Annotated in this window: 19 protein-coding genes; 16 read left to right on the plus strand and 3 right to left on the minus strand. The window is 66.9% G+C overall.

Annotation, left to right across the window (positions count from 1 at the left end):
• Positions 1–91: 91 nt before the first annotated feature.
• Together GOALK_RS05305 and GOALK_RS05310 are read left to right on the plus strand one after the other, a co-directional pair.
• Positions 92–874, plus strand: a complete 783-nt coding sequence (locus GOALK_RS05305; protein ID WP_006357773.1) for a sulfite exporter TauE/SafE family protein — start codon at positions 92–94, stop codon at positions 872–874.
• 115 nt (positions 875–989) lie between these two features.
• On the plus strand, positions 990–1,772 hold the full coding sequence (locus GOALK_RS05310) for a class I SAM-dependent methyltransferase (RefSeq protein WP_040004016.1): 783 nt from the start codon (positions 990–992) through the stop codon (positions 1,770–1,772).
• A 68-nt stretch (positions 1,773–1,840) separates the two neighbouring features.
• Here the strand turns inward: GOALK_RS05310 and GOALK_RS05315 are convergent, their stop codons facing one another.
• Both GOALK_RS05315 and GOALK_RS05320 read right to left on the minus strand, forming a co-directional pair.
• Positions 1,841–2,671, minus strand: coding sequence for an aldo/keto reductase (locus GOALK_RS05315; protein WP_006357775.1), 831 nt, complete (start codon positions 2,669–2,671; stop codon positions 1,841–1,843).
• A gap of 159 nt (positions 2,672–2,830) precedes the next feature.
• Entirely contained in the window at positions 2,831–3,736 is a 906-nt protein-coding gene (locus GOALK_RS05320) for a MurR/RpiR family transcriptional regulator (RefSeq protein WP_006357776.1), read from the minus strand.
• Between the two features lie 193 nt (positions 3,737–3,929).
• Between GOALK_RS05320 and GOALK_RS05325 the strand changes: the two genes are divergently transcribed.
• The 8 genes from GOALK_RS05325 to GOALK_RS05360 all read left to right on the plus strand — a co-directional run bounded on the left by GOALK_RS05325 (position 3,930) and on the right by GOALK_RS05360 (position 10,410).
• Entirely contained in the window at positions 3,930–5,276 is a 1,347-nt protein-coding gene (locus GOALK_RS05325) for an aromatic ring-hydroxylating oxygenase subunit alpha (protein ID WP_006357777.1), read from the plus strand.
• Positions 5,273–5,872 carry an aromatic-ring-hydroxylating dioxygenase subunit beta gene (locus GOALK_RS05330; protein WP_006357778.1) on the plus strand — a complete coding sequence of 200 codons (600 nt, stop codon included), beginning with the start codon at positions 5,273–5,275 and terminating at the stop codon, positions 5,870–5,872. The genes GOALK_RS05325 and GOALK_RS05330 overlap by 4 nt, the downstream gene beginning before the upstream one ends.
• Positions 5,873–5,874: 2 nt before the next feature.
• Positions 5,875–6,183: a hypothetical protein gene (locus GOALK_RS05335; protein ID WP_006357779.1), complete on the plus strand. Its 309-nt coding sequence runs from the start codon at positions 5,875–5,877 to the stop codon at positions 6,181–6,183.
• Positions 6,180–6,869: a type 1 glutamine amidotransferase gene (locus GOALK_RS05340; protein WP_006357780.1), complete on the plus strand. Its 690-nt coding sequence runs from the start codon at positions 6,180–6,182 to the stop codon at positions 6,867–6,869. The genes GOALK_RS05335 and GOALK_RS05340 overlap by 4 nt, the downstream gene beginning before the upstream one ends.
• A 56-nt stretch (positions 6,870–6,925) precedes the next feature.
• Positions 6,926–8,416: a glutamine synthetase family protein gene (locus GOALK_RS05345; protein ID WP_006357781.1), complete on the plus strand. Its 1,491-nt coding sequence runs from the start codon at positions 6,926–6,928 to the stop codon at positions 8,414–8,416.
• A gap of 45 nt (positions 8,417–8,461) precedes the next feature.
• Positions 8,462–8,782 carry a 2Fe-2S iron-sulfur cluster-binding protein gene (locus GOALK_RS05350; RefSeq protein WP_035754009.1) on the plus strand — a complete coding sequence of 107 codons (321 nt, stop codon included), beginning with the start codon at positions 8,462–8,464 and terminating at the stop codon, positions 8,780–8,782.
• On the plus strand, positions 8,779–10,026 hold the full coding sequence (locus GOALK_RS05355) for an NAD(P)/FAD-dependent oxidoreductase (RefSeq protein WP_006357783.1): 1,248 nt from the start codon (positions 8,779–8,781) through the stop codon (positions 10,024–10,026). The genes GOALK_RS05350 and GOALK_RS05355 overlap by 4 nt, the downstream gene beginning before the upstream one ends.
• Before the next feature lie 180 nt (positions 10,027–10,206).
• A complete protein-coding gene (locus GOALK_RS05360) occupies positions 10,207–10,410 on the plus strand; it encodes a cold-shock protein (protein WP_005193773.1) in 204 nt (67 codons plus the stop codon).
• Between the two features lie 100 nt (positions 10,411–10,510).
• Here GOALK_RS05360 and GOALK_RS05365 read toward each other — a convergent pair whose 3' ends face one another.
• A complete protein-coding gene (locus GOALK_RS05365) occupies positions 10,511–11,152 on the minus strand; it encodes a trypsin-like peptidase domain-containing protein (RefSeq protein ID WP_006357784.1) in 642 nt (213 codons plus the stop codon).
• Between the two features lie 202 nt (positions 11,153–11,354).
• Between GOALK_RS05365 and GOALK_RS05370 the strand changes: the two genes are divergently transcribed.
• The 6 genes from GOALK_RS05370 to GOALK_RS05395 are packed head-to-tail and all read left to right on the plus strand — an operon-like array spanning position 11,355 to position 17,515.
• Positions 11,355–13,658: a glycerol-3-phosphate 1-O-acyltransferase gene (locus tag GOALK_RS05370; RefSeq protein WP_006357785.1), complete on the plus strand. Its 2,304-nt coding sequence runs from the start codon at positions 11,355–11,357 to the stop codon at positions 13,656–13,658.
• Positions 13,655–15,142, plus strand: a complete 1,488-nt coding sequence (locus GOALK_RS05375; RefSeq protein ID WP_006357786.1) for an HAD-IB family hydrolase — start codon at positions 13,655–13,657, stop codon at positions 15,140–15,142. The genes GOALK_RS05370 and GOALK_RS05375 overlap by 4 nt, the downstream gene beginning before the upstream one ends.
• 2 nt (positions 15,143–15,144) lie before the next feature.
• Entirely contained in the window at positions 15,145–16,599 is a 1,455-nt protein-coding gene (locus GOALK_RS05380; protein ID WP_006357787.1) for a wax ester/triacylglycerol synthase domain-containing protein, read from the plus strand.
• 31 nt (positions 16,600–16,630) lie between these two features.
• Positions 16,631–16,831, plus strand: a complete 201-nt coding sequence (locus tag GOALK_RS05385) for a hypothetical protein (protein WP_006357788.1) — start codon at positions 16,631–16,633, stop codon at positions 16,829–16,831.
• 55 nt (positions 16,832–16,886) lie between these two features.
• Positions 16,887–17,120 carry a type II toxin-antitoxin system Phd/YefM family antitoxin gene (locus tag GOALK_RS05390; protein ID WP_040004014.1) on the plus strand — a complete coding sequence of 78 codons (234 nt, stop codon included), beginning with the start codon at positions 16,887–16,889 and terminating at the stop codon, positions 17,118–17,120.
• On the plus strand, positions 17,117–17,515 hold the full coding sequence (locus GOALK_RS05395) for a type II toxin-antitoxin system VapC family toxin (RefSeq protein WP_006357790.1): 399 nt from the start codon (positions 17,117–17,119) through the stop codon (positions 17,513–17,515). Before GOALK_RS05390 ends, GOALK_RS05395 begins: the two co-directional genes overlap by 4 nt.
• The last annotated feature ends 5 nt before the right edge of the window (positions 17,516–17,520 follow it).

Consider the following 17,520-nt stretch of genomic DNA (forward strand, 5'->3'; position numbering starts at 1 on the left):
TGTATCCCGGGGGCCGTTCTGAGGGGCGGATCTCCGGCAGTGTCCACCCCGGTGACCACCCAACCCGACGCACCGGGCACCCTCAGGAGTCGTGAGCACATGGGAACTGTTCGCCGTCCTGCTGGCCGGTGTGGGTGCGGGCGCGATCAACGCGATCGTCGGTAGCGGCACCCTGATCACCTTCCCGACGCTCGTCGCATTCGGGGTCCCACCGGTCACCGCGACCATGTCCAACGCGATCGGCCTCGTCGCCGGCGGCGTCTCCGGGACGTGGGGCTATCGGCGTGAACTCGAGGGGCAGTGGCCGCAGCTGCGGTGGCAGATACCCGCGTCGTTCGTCGGTGCGATCGTCGGCTGCTGGCTGCTGTTGCACCTGCCGGAGACGGTGTTCGAGACGATCGTGCCGGTGCTCCTGATCGCCGCGCTGGTCCTCGTGGTCGCGCAACCGCGCATCCAGAAGTGGGTCGGCCATCGATCGATCTCCCCCACCGGGGCGGGCCGCCCCCACCTGACCCCTCTGCGCATCGCCGCAATGGTGGCGGGCACATTCGCGGTCGGCGTCTACGGCGGCTACTTCACCGCCGCCCAGGGCATCTTGCTGATGGCGATCCTCGGCGTCGTCGTCCCCGACCACCTGCAGCGGATGAACGCCGCCAAGAACCTGCTCTCCCTGGTGGTGAACATCGTTGCGGCGGTCACCTACACGCTGGTCGCCTTCGACCGGATCGACTGGTCCGCGGCCGGGGTCATCGCGGTGGGTTCCCTGCTCGGCGGTGTTGTCGGAGCGCGATACGGTCGACGACTCTCACCCCGCGCGCTTCGCGGGGTGATCGTCGTCGTCGGTCTGATCGGGCTGTGGCGGCTGCTGGCGTGAGTCAGAGCGGCCTGTCCCGAAGATGGGGGTCGCACTGCCGGTTTCGCGCGAACCCGCCCACGCCCGACGGCCGCCGTGGACGATGGAGGCCGATGCTCCGACGGCGGGAGAAGCGATGGTCGACTGGGATGGTGCACGGTACGCGGAGGTGAGTGGGCTCCAACGCATGGTCGCCGAGGAGTCGATCTCCGGTCTCGCGCTCATCGGGAACGAACGTCTGCTCGACGTCGGCTGCGGGGACGGGTTCATCACGATGCTGCTGGCGGAGCGATTGCCCGAGGGATCGGTGGTCGGCGTCGACGCCTCCCACCGGATGATCGACCGTGCCCTGGCGCGGGTGCCATTCGACACGCTGCGTGTTCAGTTCCACGTCGACGACGTGCTGGCCTTGCCATTCGACCAGGACTTCGACATCGCGGTCTCCTTCAACGCCCTGCACTGGGTGCACGACCAGGGAGAGGCGTTGCGGCAGATTGCGCGAAGCCTCGTCGACGGCGGGCGCGCGGTGCTGCAGATGGTCTGCGCGACCGACCGGCCGAGCATCGAGGACGTCGCCATGCAGGTCGCGACCGATCCGCAGTGGGCCGGAAGTTTCGAGGCATTCGACGCGCCGTACGAACATGTGGAGCCCGCCCGTTTCGGTGAACTCGCCACCGCGGCCGGCTTCACCGTCGACGACCTGACGGTGAAGAACCTGTCCTGGACGTTCGATTCCGTCGAGGACTTCCACGCCTGGTTCACCGTCGGCTCCCCGGACTGGACGAACCGGCTCCCCGACTCGGAGACCGACCGGTTCGTCGCCGAGGTGATCGAGAGATACCAGTTGACGGTCGGCGAACCCGCGCTCTTCCGGTTCAGCCAGTTGCGTGCCTCGCTGACCAGACGAGCCGGCCACTGAGGAGGAGGCAGAAAACGGGCGGGCCACCTGTTCAGGTGGTCCGCCCGCTAGCGCCCCAACAGGTCAGGTCAGGGGATGTAGTTGAACGTGTCCGGATCGGGGCCGATGCGCTCATCGGCGTTGAGGCCCTCGATCGCTGAGACCTCGTCGTCGGACAGCTCGAAGTCGAAGAGCGCGAAGTTCTCCTCGACGCGGGCGCGCGTCACCGACTTGGGGAAAACGATGTCGCCGCGCTGGATGTGCCACCGGAGCGTGACCTGGGCGGCCGAACGTCCCTTGGCCTCCGCGATCTTCGTGATGACCGGGTCGTCGACGACCTTGCCCTGCGCAATGGGTGACCATGCCTCGGTGGCGATACCGTGCTCGAAATTGAAGGCCCGCAGAGGATTCTGCGACAGGTACGGATGGACCTCGATCTGGTTCACGGCCGGAACCACGTCGGTTTCGTCGAACAGGCGCCGCAGGTGCGCCTGCTGGAAGTTCGAGACGCCGATGGCGCGGGCCTTGCCGTCGGCGTAGGCCTTTTCCAGTGCCTTCCAGGTCTGGACGTAATCACCCACGTCGGGCAGCGGCCAGTGGATCAGGAACAGGTCGACCTGGTCGACCCCGAGGTCGGCATTGGTCTTGTCGAGCGCCTCGAGCGCGTCGTCGAAGTCGTGAAATCCGTTGTTGAGCTTGCTGGTGATGAAGACCTCGTCGCGGGCGAGGCCTGACTCGCGCAGCGCCTCGCCGACGCCCTTCTCGTTGCCGTACATCTCGGCGGTGTCGATGTGCCGGTAGCCGACCTCGAAAGCGGTCAGCGTCGCGGCCCTGGTGTCCTCCGGCGGAACCTGGAACACGCCAAATCCCAACTGCGGGATGGTGATGCCGTTGTTGAGCGTGATGTTGGGGACTGTCATACGCGATCTGTCCTTTCGTTGCAGCGAGACGAGGGCCTACCTCGACAGGCGGGTCGCCGGTCATCCGACACGCGGGCCCGGACTCGCACGACCATGTTCAGGTTGAAGGCACGCGGAGGCGGGGGATATTCCTGACCACCCCTGACCTGCTCCGATGCGTCAACCCTTACGCGGAAGGCGACGCTGCCGTTCCTCGGCGAGCTGCATCTCCTCGAAGTCGGCGAGTCGGTTCCGCGCCGGCTCCCCGAGCTCTTTCGTCACCAGCGAGACCAGCAGCTCGGCGAGGACGAAGCCGTGCGCCATGGAATCGAAGGGGCCCGGACCGGTGTGACTGGTCGTCAGGACCGACGCGGCCTGCGACGCCAGCGGTGACAGGTAGACGTCGGTGATCAACACGAGTTCCGCGCCGCGCTCGGCAGCGCGCAGTCCCCATTCGATCGTGGTCTGCTGGTACCGCCGGTAGTCGAAGAGGACAGCCACGGTGCGATCGTCGACATCGGTCATCGCGGCCATCCGGTCGCCCGAATTCGGTTGCACCAGAACGACACCCGACCGGAGCATCCGGAGATACTGGTGTAACTCGGCGGCCAGCACCGAGGTGAACCGGCCGCCCAGGAGCATCACGCGCCGATCGGTGTCGGCGAGCGCGGCAACCGCGCCGGCCAGGTCGGCCCGCGACAGATTGTTGATGGTCGCCCGGACACCGTCGGTGTAGAGCGCCAGCGCATCGGCGAGGTCGGCGTCATCCGCCGGCCCGGCCCGGTCGACGCCGGGATCGTCGGTCGGGTACACCGTCACCGGGGAGAACAACCGCGTCTGAACCTCCGCGCGCAGGGACTCCTGGAACGCGCCGTAGCCGGGGAAGCCGAGTTTGCTCACCAGGCGCAACGCCGTCGGCGCGGAGACCTGCGCCTCCGCCGCGAGTTGCGCGATGGGAACGAGACCTGCGGTGGGATACCCGTCGGTGAGGGCCGCGACCACCCGAAGTTCACCGGGGGCCAACGATCCGCGTACCTGACGGATGCGTTGCGCGACGGTCCCCTCCAGCGGTGCACCCTGAGCCATGGGCGAAGTCTAGTTGTCGTGGTCGGGTCGGGACGGACCGAGACCGCTGCCCACGCCCACGATCCGCGCATCTTAGACGGGCAAGAGTCCAAATACCCGGAAACAAACGTTTTACATGTTACGCCTACACAATCCCGCGTAACGGATGTAACGTCGCTCGCATCCCCCGGTTCAGCTCGACCAGGAAGCAGCGATGACCTTGCAGAACAGCCCGTCGCACGCACCCGCCACCTCATGGGATGCGCCGCAGACGACCACCCCCCTCGATGACCGATGGTCCGATCTCATCCAGCACGACCGCGTCCACCGCACGCTCTACGTCGACCCCGCCGTCTTCGACGAGGAGATGGTGAAGGTCTTCGGCGGTCAGTCGTGGGTGTACCTCGCCCACGAGTCCCAGGTACCCGACCCCAACTCGTTCCTGTCGGTCCGCATGGGCCTGCGACCCGTCATCGTCACCCGCGATCGCAAGGGTGGCCTGCACGCGGTCTTCAACCGGTGCGCCCACCGTGCGGCGACGGTGTGCCGCGAGGAGTCGGGCACCGCGAAGAGCTTCCAGTGCCCGTACCACGGCTGGACGTTCCGGAACACCGGTGAACTGGTCGGCGCACCGTGGCCGTCGGGGTACGGCGAACTCGACAAGGAGCGGTTCGGCCTCACCGTCGTCCCCCGCGTCGAGAGCTACCGCGGCTTCATCTTCGGCACGATGAACACCGACGCCCCTCCGGTCGACGAGTGGCTCGGACACGCCCGGCCCTGGCTCGACTACTGGATCGACCGCTCCCCCACCAGTGAGGTCGCGGTGAAGTCCGCGGCCTACCGGATGGGCTACCGCGGCAACTGGAAGCTGGCGTTCGACAATGCCGGCGACGGTTACCATCCCGCGTTCTCCCACCGTTCCCTGCTCGAAATGGCCTCTCGTATGGGCGATTCGAAGGACATGTCGTACTTCGGCAAGACCCCCGACGACGGGCCGATGAAGGTGTACTCGCTGGGCAACGGGCACAGCGTCATCGATCAGCGCCCCGTGTACGAGGGCCCGGGCAGCTTCTGGGCCAATCAGCGCCCCCAGCCGGGCCGCGAGCGGTTCGAGGAGAAGGTGCGCGCCGAACACGGTGACGACGCCGACCGGCTCCTCGACCTGGCCATCGGTGCGCAGATCAACCTGAGCATCTTCCCCAACCTGCTGGTCATCGGAAACCAGATCCAGGTCGTCGAGCCGCTCGCGGTCGACCGCACCCAGCTCACCTGGCATGCCACCTCGATCGGCGGTGTCCCCGACGAGATCAACACCATGCGGATGCGCTCCCAAGAGGACTTCCCCGCTTTCGGCGAACCCGACGACCAGGCCAATTTCGAAGAGGCGCAACGCGGTCTGGCCGCGCCGGAAGCCGAGTGGGTATTCATGAACCGCGGCCTCGACACCGACTGGCAGACCATCGAGCACGACGGCGTGATCCGCAGCGCGGTCACCGACGAGATCCACATGCGCGGCTACTACGAGGAGTGGCAGCGCCGGATGCGAGGAGCACAGCGATGAATCTCGACCGCCTCCCGGACACCTACGCCGACACGTCGTCGTTCTCCTACCACGTCGACGCCGACTGGTACGACGAGCTCGACCGATTCCGGCAGGTCCTGGCCGACGACTGGCCGGTCTCACAGCCGACCGAATGGCATGGCGCGCAGTCGTTCCTGTTCGCCGAGGCCCGTCTGATCGACAGTGGCCGGTTCAACGACTGGCTCGACCTGTTCACCGGGGACTGCCTGTACTGGGTTCCGGTCACGGCCGGTGGTGGCGACCCCCGTCGCGAGGTCAGTCACGCCTTCGACGACCATCGTCGTCTCACCGACCGCGTCTACTGGTTGCGGACCGGTCTGGCCTACAGCCAGCTGCCGCCGTCACGCACACGACGACTGATCACCAACGTCGAATGTCTCGACCATCCAGACGGGCTCCGGTACGTGCGCTCCAACTTCGTCGTCCACGAGATGCGCGCGGGCACCGCGAAGACCTACACCGGCTGGTACGGGCATGTGCTGCGCGAGACCGACGACGGCTGGCGGATTCGGCTCAAGTCGGTCAACCTCATCGACTCCGAGCAGTATCACGAGAACCTGACCCTGGTGTTCTGACCATGGATATCGAAACCTCGTCCGCCGCCGGGCAAGCCGATCTCGCCCAGGCAGTCGACACGCTGACCGCCGAGCTGGAACTGCTGCGCGCACGGGTGGGACGTATCGAGCGCGAGGTCGCCGCTTCACGGCCTCTCGTGGCCGCGGTGCGCGCCCTCGACATCTGGGACTACACCCCGTACGGGGTGGCCCCCGGTAGCGACTGGGTGGCGATCGACCGGACTGCGGCGACGGAACTCCTCGCCGCCCTCGCCAAGATCGATCACTGGCAACCGTGGTCGACGCCGATCGAGGCGAGGCCACAACCATGAGTACCCGTACGCTCACCGTGATCACCCACGTGAACAATCCGTCGATCGGAGTCCTCGAGGAATCCGCGGTCGCCGGCGGCTGGACGATGTCGGTGGTCGGGCCCTTCCGTGGGGATCCGCTACCCGACGCCGACGTTGTCGAGGCGCTCGTCGTGCTCGGTGGGCCGCAGAGCGCTTATGACGGCGAGAGCCATCCGTACCTCGCCGACGAGGTCGCCTACCTTCGTGACGTCCATGCACGCGAGATCCCGCTTCTCGGCCTGTGTCTCGGTTCGCAATTGCTCGCCGACGCGCTCGGTGGGCGATCGCGTCCCGGGGACAGCGGCCTGGAGTGCGGTTTCATCGATGTCATTGCGACCAACCCGAAGTCGTTGCTCAACGGCACGTTCTTCTCCTTCCACTCCGATTCGGCGGACCCTCCGCCGGACGCGGAGATCCTGGCCCGCAGTGACCATTACCTCCAGGCCTGGCGCCTCGGAACGTCCACGGCGATCCAGTTCCATCCCGAACTCGACGGTGCGGGCATCGACGCCCTACTCGCCCTCGAGGGACCCAAACTCCGACAGTTCGGCGTCGACGTCGACGCCATCCGCGAATCCATCCCGACCGGCGGTCCCCAACCGGGGCGCCGCCTCCTCGACACCTGGCTCGACGACGTGCCGGTACGAGATCCCGCCCACCCCTGATCGATCGACCATCCCGACCAGATCCGCACCACCCGTCACCACTCCAGGAGGTTCTCATGACCGCAGCGAAGTTCGTCGAGAAGTACGACCTGTACCGACCCGAAGACCACCGTGCGGCAGAGCACGCCATCGACACCATCAACCGCGAGGGCATCGAGGTCGTCCGCGTGGTCTGGCCCGACCAGCACGGTCTGCTGCGCGGCAAGGCCCTCACCGTCCCGGCATTCTTGGCCGCGATGAAGGCCGGCAACGAGATCACCATGGCCCCGTTCTTCTTCGACACCGCCAACGCCATCGTGTTCAACCCGTTCAGCCCCGACGGCGGGTTCGACTTCGACGGCCTCGGCGGCAGCCCGAACGTCAAGATGGTCCCCGACCCCGGCACCTTCACCGTGTTGCCGTGGGCCGAGAAGACGGCCCTGGTCTTCTGCGACCTCTACATGTCCGATGGCAAGCCGTTCCCGCTCGCACCGCGCACCATCCTGAAGAACACGCTGGCCGAGATGGCGTCGAACGGCTACAAGCTGGTCGCCGGCATCGAGATGGAGTGGTACCTCACCAAGGTCGTCGACAACGGGCTGGGCACATGTTCGCTGGGCGCACCCGGCTCCCCGGCCGACCCGCCGTCAGTCGCTCCGGTCGCGCGCGGCTACAACTACCTGCTCGTCGACCACCTCGACGAGGTCGACGACATCCTGCGTCCGATCCGGAACGCACTGTCGGACATGGGCTTGCCGATCCGTTCGTTCGACGACGAGTGGGCGCCCAGCCAGATGGAGACCACCTTCGACATCCTCGACGGGCTGGCAGCCGCCGACGCGGCAGCATTGTTCCGCACCACGACCAAGCAGATCGCCAAGCGCAACGGCCATCTCGCATCCTTCATGTGCACACCCGCGATCGCGGGCTTCTACGCCAACGGCTGGCACCTGCACACGTCGGTCGCGGACAAGGAGACCGGCGCGAACCTGATGGTCCCCACCGGCGACACCCCCCTCTCCGAACTCGGTGTCAACTACGTCGGCGGCACCCTCGCCCACGGTGCGGCGGCGTCGGTGTTCACCACCCCGACGATCAACGGTTACCGCCGTCGTCGGCCGTACTCGCTTGCCCCGGACCGCCTCGCCTGGGGGCAGGACAACCGTGCCGCGATGATGCGCGTCATCAGCGCCCCGGGGGACATGGCCTCTCACGTGGAGAACCGCGTCGGGGACTCCGCGGCCAACCCCTATCTCTACATCGCGGCCCAGGCCGCCGCCGGTCTCGACGGCATCCTCAACCGCACCGACCCCGGTCCGGTCAGCGATGACCCGTACAGCGCCGACGTTCCCCAGCTGCCGGGTTCGCTGGCCGAGGCCATCGACGTGCTCGAGCAGGACGGGTTCTACCGCAAGGCTTTCGGGGACGGATTCATCGACTACCTGGTCACGATGAAGCGCAGCGAGGTCAGCCGGTACGACGCGTGGGTCGCCGAGAACCCGGACGAGTCGACCTACGTCAACGGCGTGACCGACTGGGAGCACCGCGAGTACTTCGAACTCTTCTGAGTTCGGACCGACAGATCGCAACAGGTAGGGATAGAGGAGTTGGCGTTGCCCACCATCACGTTCATCAGCCCCGACGGCACCAAGCATCAGCTGGAGGCGAAAGCCGGCGCGTCCGCGATGGAGACGGCTGTCAAGTTCGGCGTACCCGGCATCATCGGCGAATGCGGGGGTGGGTTGTCCTGTGCGACGTGCCACGTGTTCGTCGAGCCCGGCGACATCGACCGCACCGGCACGGCCGAGGACTTCGAGGAGGAGATGCTCGAAGACGCACTCACCCCGGCGACCGAGTGCAGCCGGCTGTCATGCCAGATCCGGATGACCGATGAGCTCGACGGGCTCGTCCTGACGATCGCACCCGAGCAGTGAGCGGGCGCATCCTGATCGTCGGCGGCGGCGAGGCGGGTCTCAGCATCGCGGTGACCCTTCGCGAGTTGGGCCACAGCGACGAGATCTGCCTGGTCGGCGCGGAACCCTTCTCTCCCTACCAGCGGCCTCCGCTGTCCAAGGAATTTCTCGTCGACGGAGATGAGCCGGCGGTGTTGCGTGCGCCGGAGTTCTACGCGGCCAACGACATCCGGCTCATCACCGGCCGTTCCGTGGCGTCGGTCGAGCGTTGTGACGACGACAACGGCGGCGGTGCCGCGACCCTCGACGACGGCACCGTCCTCGCGTTCGACCGAACCGCCCTGGCCACCGGTTCCGTCCCCCGGCGGTTGCCCGTACCCGGCGCCGACGGCGAAGGTGTGGTGGCACTACGCACCATCGACGACGCGCACGTCATCCGCGCGGGTCTCGACACCGCCCGCGACGTGGTCATCGTCGGCGGCGGCTTCGTGGGTCTCGAGGTCGCCGCGGCGGCGCGAGCTCGCGGCGCGACGGTGACGGTCATCGAGGCCGCCGACAGAGTCCTGGGACGTGTTGTGGCCGAGCCCATATCGGCGTTTGTTCGGCACAGTCACGAAACCGCCGGCATCCGGATCGAGACCGGCCGCGGGGTGACCGCCATCGGCGTCACCGGGGGACGCGCCGACTCCGTCATCCTCGACGACGGTCGATCGATCCCTGCTGACCTCGTCGTCGTCGGGATCGGCGCGGTTCCGACCACTGAGCTCGCGACACTCATGGGCGTGCGGTGCTGCCCCGGGATCGTCGTCGACGACCACGCCCGGACCAGTGACCGGTACGTCGTGGCGGCCGGCGACTGCACCCTACAACCGCATCCGCATCGGCCGGGAGAACTCCTCGCCGTGGAGTCGGTGAACAACGCCGTCGAACAGGGCAGGACCGCCGCCCACACCCTGCTCGACCGGGACCCCCCGGCTCGGGGAGTGCCGTGGTTCTGGTCCAACCAGGGCGCGCTGAAGATCCAGATCGCCGGAATCTCGGACGGCCACGACCGGTTTGTCGTGCGCCGAGGCGCCGAGGATCGGCTCACCGTGCTCTACTACCGCGACGACGTGCTCATCGCCGGCGACACCGTCAATGATCCTCGTGAGCACATGGCCATCAAACGGGCGCTGGCACAGGGGGCCGCGATCGATCCGGACGTGGCGTCGGACACGTCGAAGCCACTCAGGTCGCTCGTCACGCCCCTGACCCCGACCAGCTGAGTGAAGCGCTCCGCGTGATCGACGGTTGAACGCGCCGAGTCGGCACCCAGAACCCGCCATTGCGCACCTGTTTTGTGGAATTTCGCACTCCCCGTTTCCCAGGACGGGCTTTCTGTGCCACACTTGGCGGGCGGTCATCAGTTTTGGTGGCTGCTGAACTGAAGAAAGAAGTACAGCAGTATGGCACAGGGAACCGTCAAGTGGTTCAACGGCGAAAAGGGCTTCGGCTTCATCGCACCCGACGATCAGGGCGCCGATGTTTTCGTCCACTACTCTTCGATCACCGGTAGCGGCTTCCGCAACCTCGAAGAGAACCAGCGCGTCGAATTCGACGTGGAGCAGGGCCAGAAGGGCCCGCAGGCAACCAACGTCAGCGCGCTTTAAGCACACCTGACTTCACGAAGCGCCTCATCCGGCTCCGGCCAGATGGGGCGCTTCGTCGTTTCCGGGTTCGGCATCGAATCGGTTTCGCACGGCCCTGCAGTTACCGGAGTGCGCGCGGGAGACGTGACACCGGGACGACGACCGTGCCCTCGAGGGTCGCCGAGGACAGGATGCCGACGACCCGGCCCCGGCTGTCCCGGACACCCGCGCCGCTGTCGCCCGACTCCGAACGCAGGCTCGTCTGAATCGAATACGAGTCGTGCCTCGTCAGGAACGGCGGTGCGAGCGAGAAGCCGTGCGACGTCCGCAGCACCTCGGCCGGATCGGTGACCTTGCCCGTTCCGTAACCCGTGGTGATCCCCGACTTCCAGACCAGCTGTCCCCGGTCGAACTTCGCATTCCAATCCACCGGGTCGATACGCGCCGCGGTACGCGGAGCCAATCCGATGACCGCGATGTCGAGCCGTTGCGCAACGCGATTGGCGGTGATCGTCCCGATTCTCTTGCCCGTGCGGTCGTGGACGGCCCGACCCACGACCCCGCAGTGTCCCGCGGTCAGCGCCTTCTTGGCGGAGATGACCGCGCCGAGCGTGCAGCTGTTCGAGGTCACCACCGTGTCATCGATGCTGATCTCCATCCCCGACCGCACCGTCGGAGTTGCCGCGTCCGCCACCACCGCGGGGGTCGAGACCAGAGCCGCCGACGCGCCCAGCGCCGTCAACGCACGAATTCGAATGCCCATGTTTCCTTCCCCGGCAACCAGCTCAGCCTAACCGGGCGGTGACCTTCCGCGCCGAGGAGTGCCGCGGTCACCCGAAACCCGCCCCGCTCGTTGTAACCCACGACACAATGGGACCCATGGCGGTCTCCCTCAGGGAACCGCCATGGGACACCTGAGCACGGGAGCACACCGGCGCGGTGTCGACGACGATGACGTGAGGGTGATGCAGATGTCCGATCCCGTTCTGGTCCTGACCAAGGCCCGCACCTCGTGTGAGATGCGCGCGGTCAACGACTGGGCCGCGAACGCCTACCCGGACGCCGAGGTGCGGCAGGGCGCCGACGTCGATTTCGACGCCCTCTCGCCGAACACGCTCCTCGTGCCCGTACGGCCGGTGTGGCTACCGGCGGCGCGCCAGGGCGAGCGGCGGGTGACTCTCGGCGACGTGCTGGTGCTGTCGAATCCGCGTCGACCGCTCGGCCTCATGCAGCCGATAATCCGCAAACGACGGCCCGACGCTCTTCGCGTGGTGGCCGGAGAACCGGCGACCATCGCCGAGCTCCGCGAACGGCATGCGCGCGACCAGGCCGAGGGCGAACCCTTCGACCGGTACGTCCGGATCGCGGCGTCGGTCTCGGCCGAACGTGCCGAACGCCAGATCGTCGGCGACCGGTACAAGGTTCCGCGCCTGGTGGCCGAACAGATCAGCAGCTCGGCCAGATTCCAGAGCGGCGCGGCCAAGCTCGCCGCCGAACTCGGCCGACCCACCGATGCGGTGGTGTCCGAGGCCACCGACAAACTGTCCGGATTCGTCGCCACGCAGAGCAGGTTGATGGACGACATCTTCTCCGCGACGTTCAACCGTCTCCACGAACGCGCCTGGAACGTCGCCGTCGACGTCGACACCCTGAACTCGCTAAGGACGCTGAACAAGTCGACCGGCCTGGTCTTCCTGCCCTCCCACCGTTCCTACGTGGACCCGTTGGTCTTGGCAACGGTTCTGCGCAACAACGACTTTCCGCCGAACCTCGTGCTGGGTGGCAACAATCTGTCGTTCTGGCCGGTGGGTCCGGTCGCCCGGCGCGCGGGGATGATCTTCATCCGGCGCAAGTTCGGGTCGGACCCGGTCTACAAGTTCGCGATGCGTTCCTATCTGGCCTACATCATCGAGAAGAGGTTCAACCTCGAGTGGTACATCGAGGGCGGCCGGAGCCGGACGGGCAAGCTGCGCAAGCCGATGCTCGGACTCCTGAACTACGTCGTCGACGCCGCGGGACAGCTCGACGACGTCGACGTGACGATCGTTCCCACGTCGATCGTCTACGACCAGTTGCAGGAGGTCGGCGCGATCGCCGACGAGGACGCGGGTGGCGTCAAGAAGCCCGAGGGCGTCGGCTGGTTGCTGCGCTACGCCAAGGCCCAACGCAGCTACCTCGGCGAGGCCAGAGTCCGCTTCGGCACCCCGATCTCGCTGCGGGAGACGCTGGAAGAGGTCGGCGAAGGGCCCGCGCAGCTGGAGAAGGTCGCGTTCCGCGTGATGGACGAGATCAACTCTGCCACACCGATCACCGCCACCTCACTCGTCGGCTTCGCAGCGCTCGGTGCACAGGACCGCGCGTACACCCTGCCCGAGATCGAGGCCGTCCTCGCTCCCCTGCTCGACTACATCGACCGCCGTGGCCTACCCGGACCCGATCCCGCGCTCTGCCGCGGCGTCGGACTCGTCCGGACGCTGCGCGTGCTGGCCGGTAACGGCGTGGTCAGCTGTTACGAGGGCGGTTCGGAACAGGTCTGGTCGGTGGTTCCCGAGAACCGGGCCGTCGCAGCGTATTACCGCAACGGCGCGCTGCACCATTTCGTCGACCGCGCGATCGTCGAGATGGGCTTGCTGGCGCTGGCCGAGGGCGAGGTCAAGGCCGGGAGCACCCCCATCCGGAGCAGCCACGTCGGTTCCCCACCGGCACCCGACGAGGCGCTGCTGACCGCCGCACAGCGCGAGGCCCTCCGCATCCGCGACCTCCTCAAGTTCGAGTTCTTCTTCCCACCCAAAACCGAGTTCCTGCATCGGCTCGGCATCGAACTCGACCTCCTCGCTCCTGGCTGGCGGGCGGTCACCCCCACGCAGGAGTGGACCTACGAGGTGTTGCACGGCCACACCGGAGCACTGTTCGCGCGACGCACCCTCCAACCGTTCTTCGACGCCCAGCTGGTGGTCGCGACCAAACTGGTGGAACTGGGCAACACCGCCCAGGAGAAGGATGCGCTGATCGCGGACTGCCTCGGTCTGGGTCGGCAGCTCGCGCTGCAAGCTGTTCTGCGGAGCAAGGATTCGGTGTCCAAGGATCTCTACGACGGCGCCTATCGTCTCGCCGACAACCGCGGCCTGATCCACGGTGAGGACATTGTCGATCTCCGCGTCGCCCGCCAGAACTGGCTCGACGAGGTCGAACTGATGCGGGATCGGCTCGCACGGATCGCGGCCATCGAGGACCTGCAGCCGATCGTCGTCGGGGAGGAAGAGCGGTGAGCGCGTTCACCGACCGGATGCGGGCCATCCGTTCCGCGCCGACGGGCAAGAAGGTGGCCGCGCTCTTCGACTACGACGGCACGCTGATCGAGGGCTTCTCCGCCGCCGCCATCATGCGGGCGCGGTTGCGCAGCATGGAGTTCGGACTCGGCGAGCTCGCCGACTTCCTGGTGATCGGCCTGCGCGGCGTCGTATCGGAGCAGGACTACGCCGAGGTCCTGGCGGCCACGCGGCCCACATTCGCGGGCAAGACCTACGCAGAGCTGATCGCCTTCGGCGAGCACCTGTTCAAGTACGAGACCGCAGCCAAGCTGCGTCCTCAGATGTGGCAGATCCTGCGTGCGCACCGGGAGATGGGGCACACCATCGTGATCGCGTCGTCGGCCACCCGGTTCCAGATCGAGCCGATCGCCCGCGAGATCGGTGCGGACTTCGCGCTCGCCACCGATGTCGAGGTCGTCGACGGCGTCGTCACCGGAAACATCAAAGGCCGACCGCTCTGGGGACCGGGTAAGGCAGCCGCGGTCCGAGAGTTGGCCCGTGCGAACGACATCGACCTCGACGCGTCCTTCGCCTACAGCGACGGCAACGAGGACATCCCCTACTTGGAGTCCGTGGGCAACCCGGCGGCGATCTCGCCCCGCCGAATCCTGCGCGCAGAGGCCGAGTCCCGAGGCTGGCCGATCATCGACCTGAAGAACCCCACCTACAACCGTCTCGGGATGCTGGCCCGGACCGGGGCCTTCTACGGCTCGTTCGTCGCGTCCGCCGCCGTCGGTGCCGCCGCCGGTCTGGTGCGTCGCGACCCGCACGCGCTCGTGGAGGCGCTGCCCACCGGCAACGACGTCGGGTTGTCCCTGGCCGGCGTTCACGTACAGGTGCTCGACGGCGGCGAGTACCTCTTCTCGGACCGGCCGTGCGTCTTCCTGTTCAACCATCAGTCGAAGCTTGACCTCCCGGTCATGATCAGCCTGGTCCGCTCGGATGCGACCGGCGTCGCCAAGAAAGAGGTCCAACGCGTCCCGGTGCTCGGCGAGATCCTGCGTCAGGCGGGGCTCGTCTTCATCGATCGAGCCGACCGTGGCAAGGCCATCGAGCAACTGGCACCGGCGGTGAAAGCGCTGCGCGAAGAAGGGATGTCCCTGGTCGTGTCGCCGGAGGGGACGCGGTCCCCGACGCCGCGGATCGGGAAGTTCAAGAAGGGTCCGTTCCACATCGCCATGCAGGCCGGCGTGCCGATCGTCCCGGTCGTGCTTCGAAACACCGGTGAATTGATGTGGCGCGGTGCGCAACTCATTCGCCCGGGTACGGTCGAGGTGATGGTCCTGCCACCCATCGACACCAGCGAGTGGACGGCCGACGAGATCGGCACCCGCGCCGAGGAGGTACGCCAGATGTATGTCACGGCGCTCGCCGACTGGCCGTTGGAGTCATTCGTCGACGATTCGGTGGAATCCCTGCACACACCGTCCGAGGAGGACTGACGATGGCCGACGAGGCTGATCTCACCGAAGGCGTCGACCGTCCCCTGGACTGGGCGAGCGACCCGCACATGACCTCGGTGGACACCATCATGTGGCGCGGCGACACGGACCGTCGTATGCGCGGCACGATCTGCATGCTGGAGATCTACGACTGCGATCCCGACTGGGACCGCCTGGTCGCCGCCCATGAGTGGGCGAGCCGGATGGCTCCGCGCTTCCGTCAGCGGGTCGTCGATTCTCCCTTCGGGACCGGGACACCCAGCTGGGCAGTCGATCCCGACTTCGACCTGCACTACCACCTGCGCCGGATCCGCCTCGGCGGCGACGGGAGCATACGCGCACTGCTGACCACCTGCGAACAGCTGGCCATGACTGCACTCGACGCGGCACGCCCGCCGTGGGAGGGCTACCTGATCGAAGGGTTGCCCGACGGCAAGGCCGCGTACTTCCTGAAGGCGCATCACGCGCTCACCGATGGACTGGGTGCGATCCTCGGCCTGGCACAGTTGCATTCACCGACGCGGGAGCACAATCCGAGCAAACCTCAGCCGCCGAGTCCCGACCCGGTGAACATCACGCCGCTCGACCTGCTCCAGCGGCAGATCGGCGAAGAGGTTCGCCGGATTCCACACCGCCTTGACACCGCGTTCCGCGGGGTCCGCGCGCTGACCAATCCGCGCCAGGCGTTGAGTACCGCTCTGCGCTATGGCCGTTCGGTGCCGCGAGTGGCCGGACTCGTCAGTCCTCCGGGTTCTCCGTTGTTGGCCCACCGCAGTCTGTCGTGGCGGTTCAGCGCCTTCGAGGTGCCGTTCGCCGACATGAAGGCAGCTGCGACCGCGGCGCGATCGTCGATCAACGACGTCTATCTCGCCGGGTTGATCGGAGGATTCCGTCTGTACCACGAGAAGATGGGCTCGCCCATCGAGACGATGCCGGTGGCGATCCCGATCTCGGTGCGGCGGCCCGAGGATCCCGCGGGTGGCAACCGAATCGCAGTGGGCCGGCTGGCCGGCCCGGTCGGTATCGCCGATCCCTTCGAACGGGTGCTCACCATCCGCGAGCAGGTCCGACAAGCCCGCCACGAACCGGCGGTCGACATCTTCAACACCCTCGGATCGGTGATGGCCTGGATGCCCGGCACAGTCCTGATGCGGTTCAGCGGCACGACGAGCCAGAACGACCTCCAGGCCAGCAACGTCCCCGGAATCCCCTGGGACACCTATGTTGCCGGCGCCAAGGTCGAGCGCATGTTCCCCTTCGGCCCGCTCCCCGGTTGCGCCATGATGGCCACGATGATCACCCACAACGGAACCGCCTGCCTCGGAATCAATTCCGACGGAGCCGCGATCACCGACCAGGAGTTGTTCGCGGACTGTTTGGTGGCAGGTTTCGGCGAGGTGCTCACGCTGGCCGCGGACGACGGCGTCACACCCGGCGAATTGAAGCGGGTGGTGTGAGGGCCCCACTCACAGACGATGGGGTGCAACGGTGAACACGGTGATGCTGACGCTGGTCCTCGTCGGCGGCGTGGCTGCGACGGTGTGCGCGATCATGGCGGCGTTCACCTATCTGCGTCGCGGACAGGAACCGTTGGTCGCCGACCGTCTCGCCCGCCGATGGCTGATCGCCGCCGCGATCTTCGGGATCAGTGCCATCGTGCTGCGGTTCGTGTGGTTGTTGCTGCTCTGAACGAGACGGGGCTTTCGGACTGGTTGCACTAGTCAGAATGGGCTTACACTGGGGCATGAAGTCCATCAGCAGCACCGAAGCCAAAGCCCGGTTGAACGCCGTCCTGGCCGAAGTCGAACGGACGGGACAGTCGGTCACGATCACGAACCATGGTCGGCCGGTGGCAGTGCTCGCCCCCGCTACGCCGCGGGCGCGCCGGTTCGGGCAGTTCCCTGGCATCAGGATTCCCGACAATTTCGATGATCCGCTGCCCGACGACGAGCTCGAGGCCTGGGAACCGAAGCCGTGACCGACATCCTGCTCGACACCAACGCTCTCCTCTGGCTCGTGACCGACCCAGACCGCCTCGCTCCGTCAGCTCTGGACATCCTCGGCGATTCCGCCAACAACCTCTACGTCTCGGCAGCATCGGCCTGGGAAATCGCGATCAAGACCAGGTTGGGCCGCCTGGATGCAGGCCCCCTCTTGTCGTCGTGGAGCGAAACCATTGCGGCGATGGCAGCAATGGATCTACCCATCGACGCGATCGATGGAGTACATGCCGGACAACTCGCGTGGGACCATCGCGACCCGTTCGACCGCATGATCGTCGCTCAGGCCACTCGCCGGGGGCTGACCATCGCCACCAGCGACAAGGCCATCCGCCGGGGCACACTGGTCCCCGTCATCGACACCTGCCGGTGATCGAG

The sequence above is a fragment of the Gordonia alkanivorans NBRC 16433 genome (genome assembly GCF_000225505.1).
In the GTDB taxonomy this organism is placed as follows: Bacteria; Actinomycetota; Actinomycetes; order Mycobacteriales; family Mycobacteriaceae; genus Gordonia; species Gordonia alkanivorans.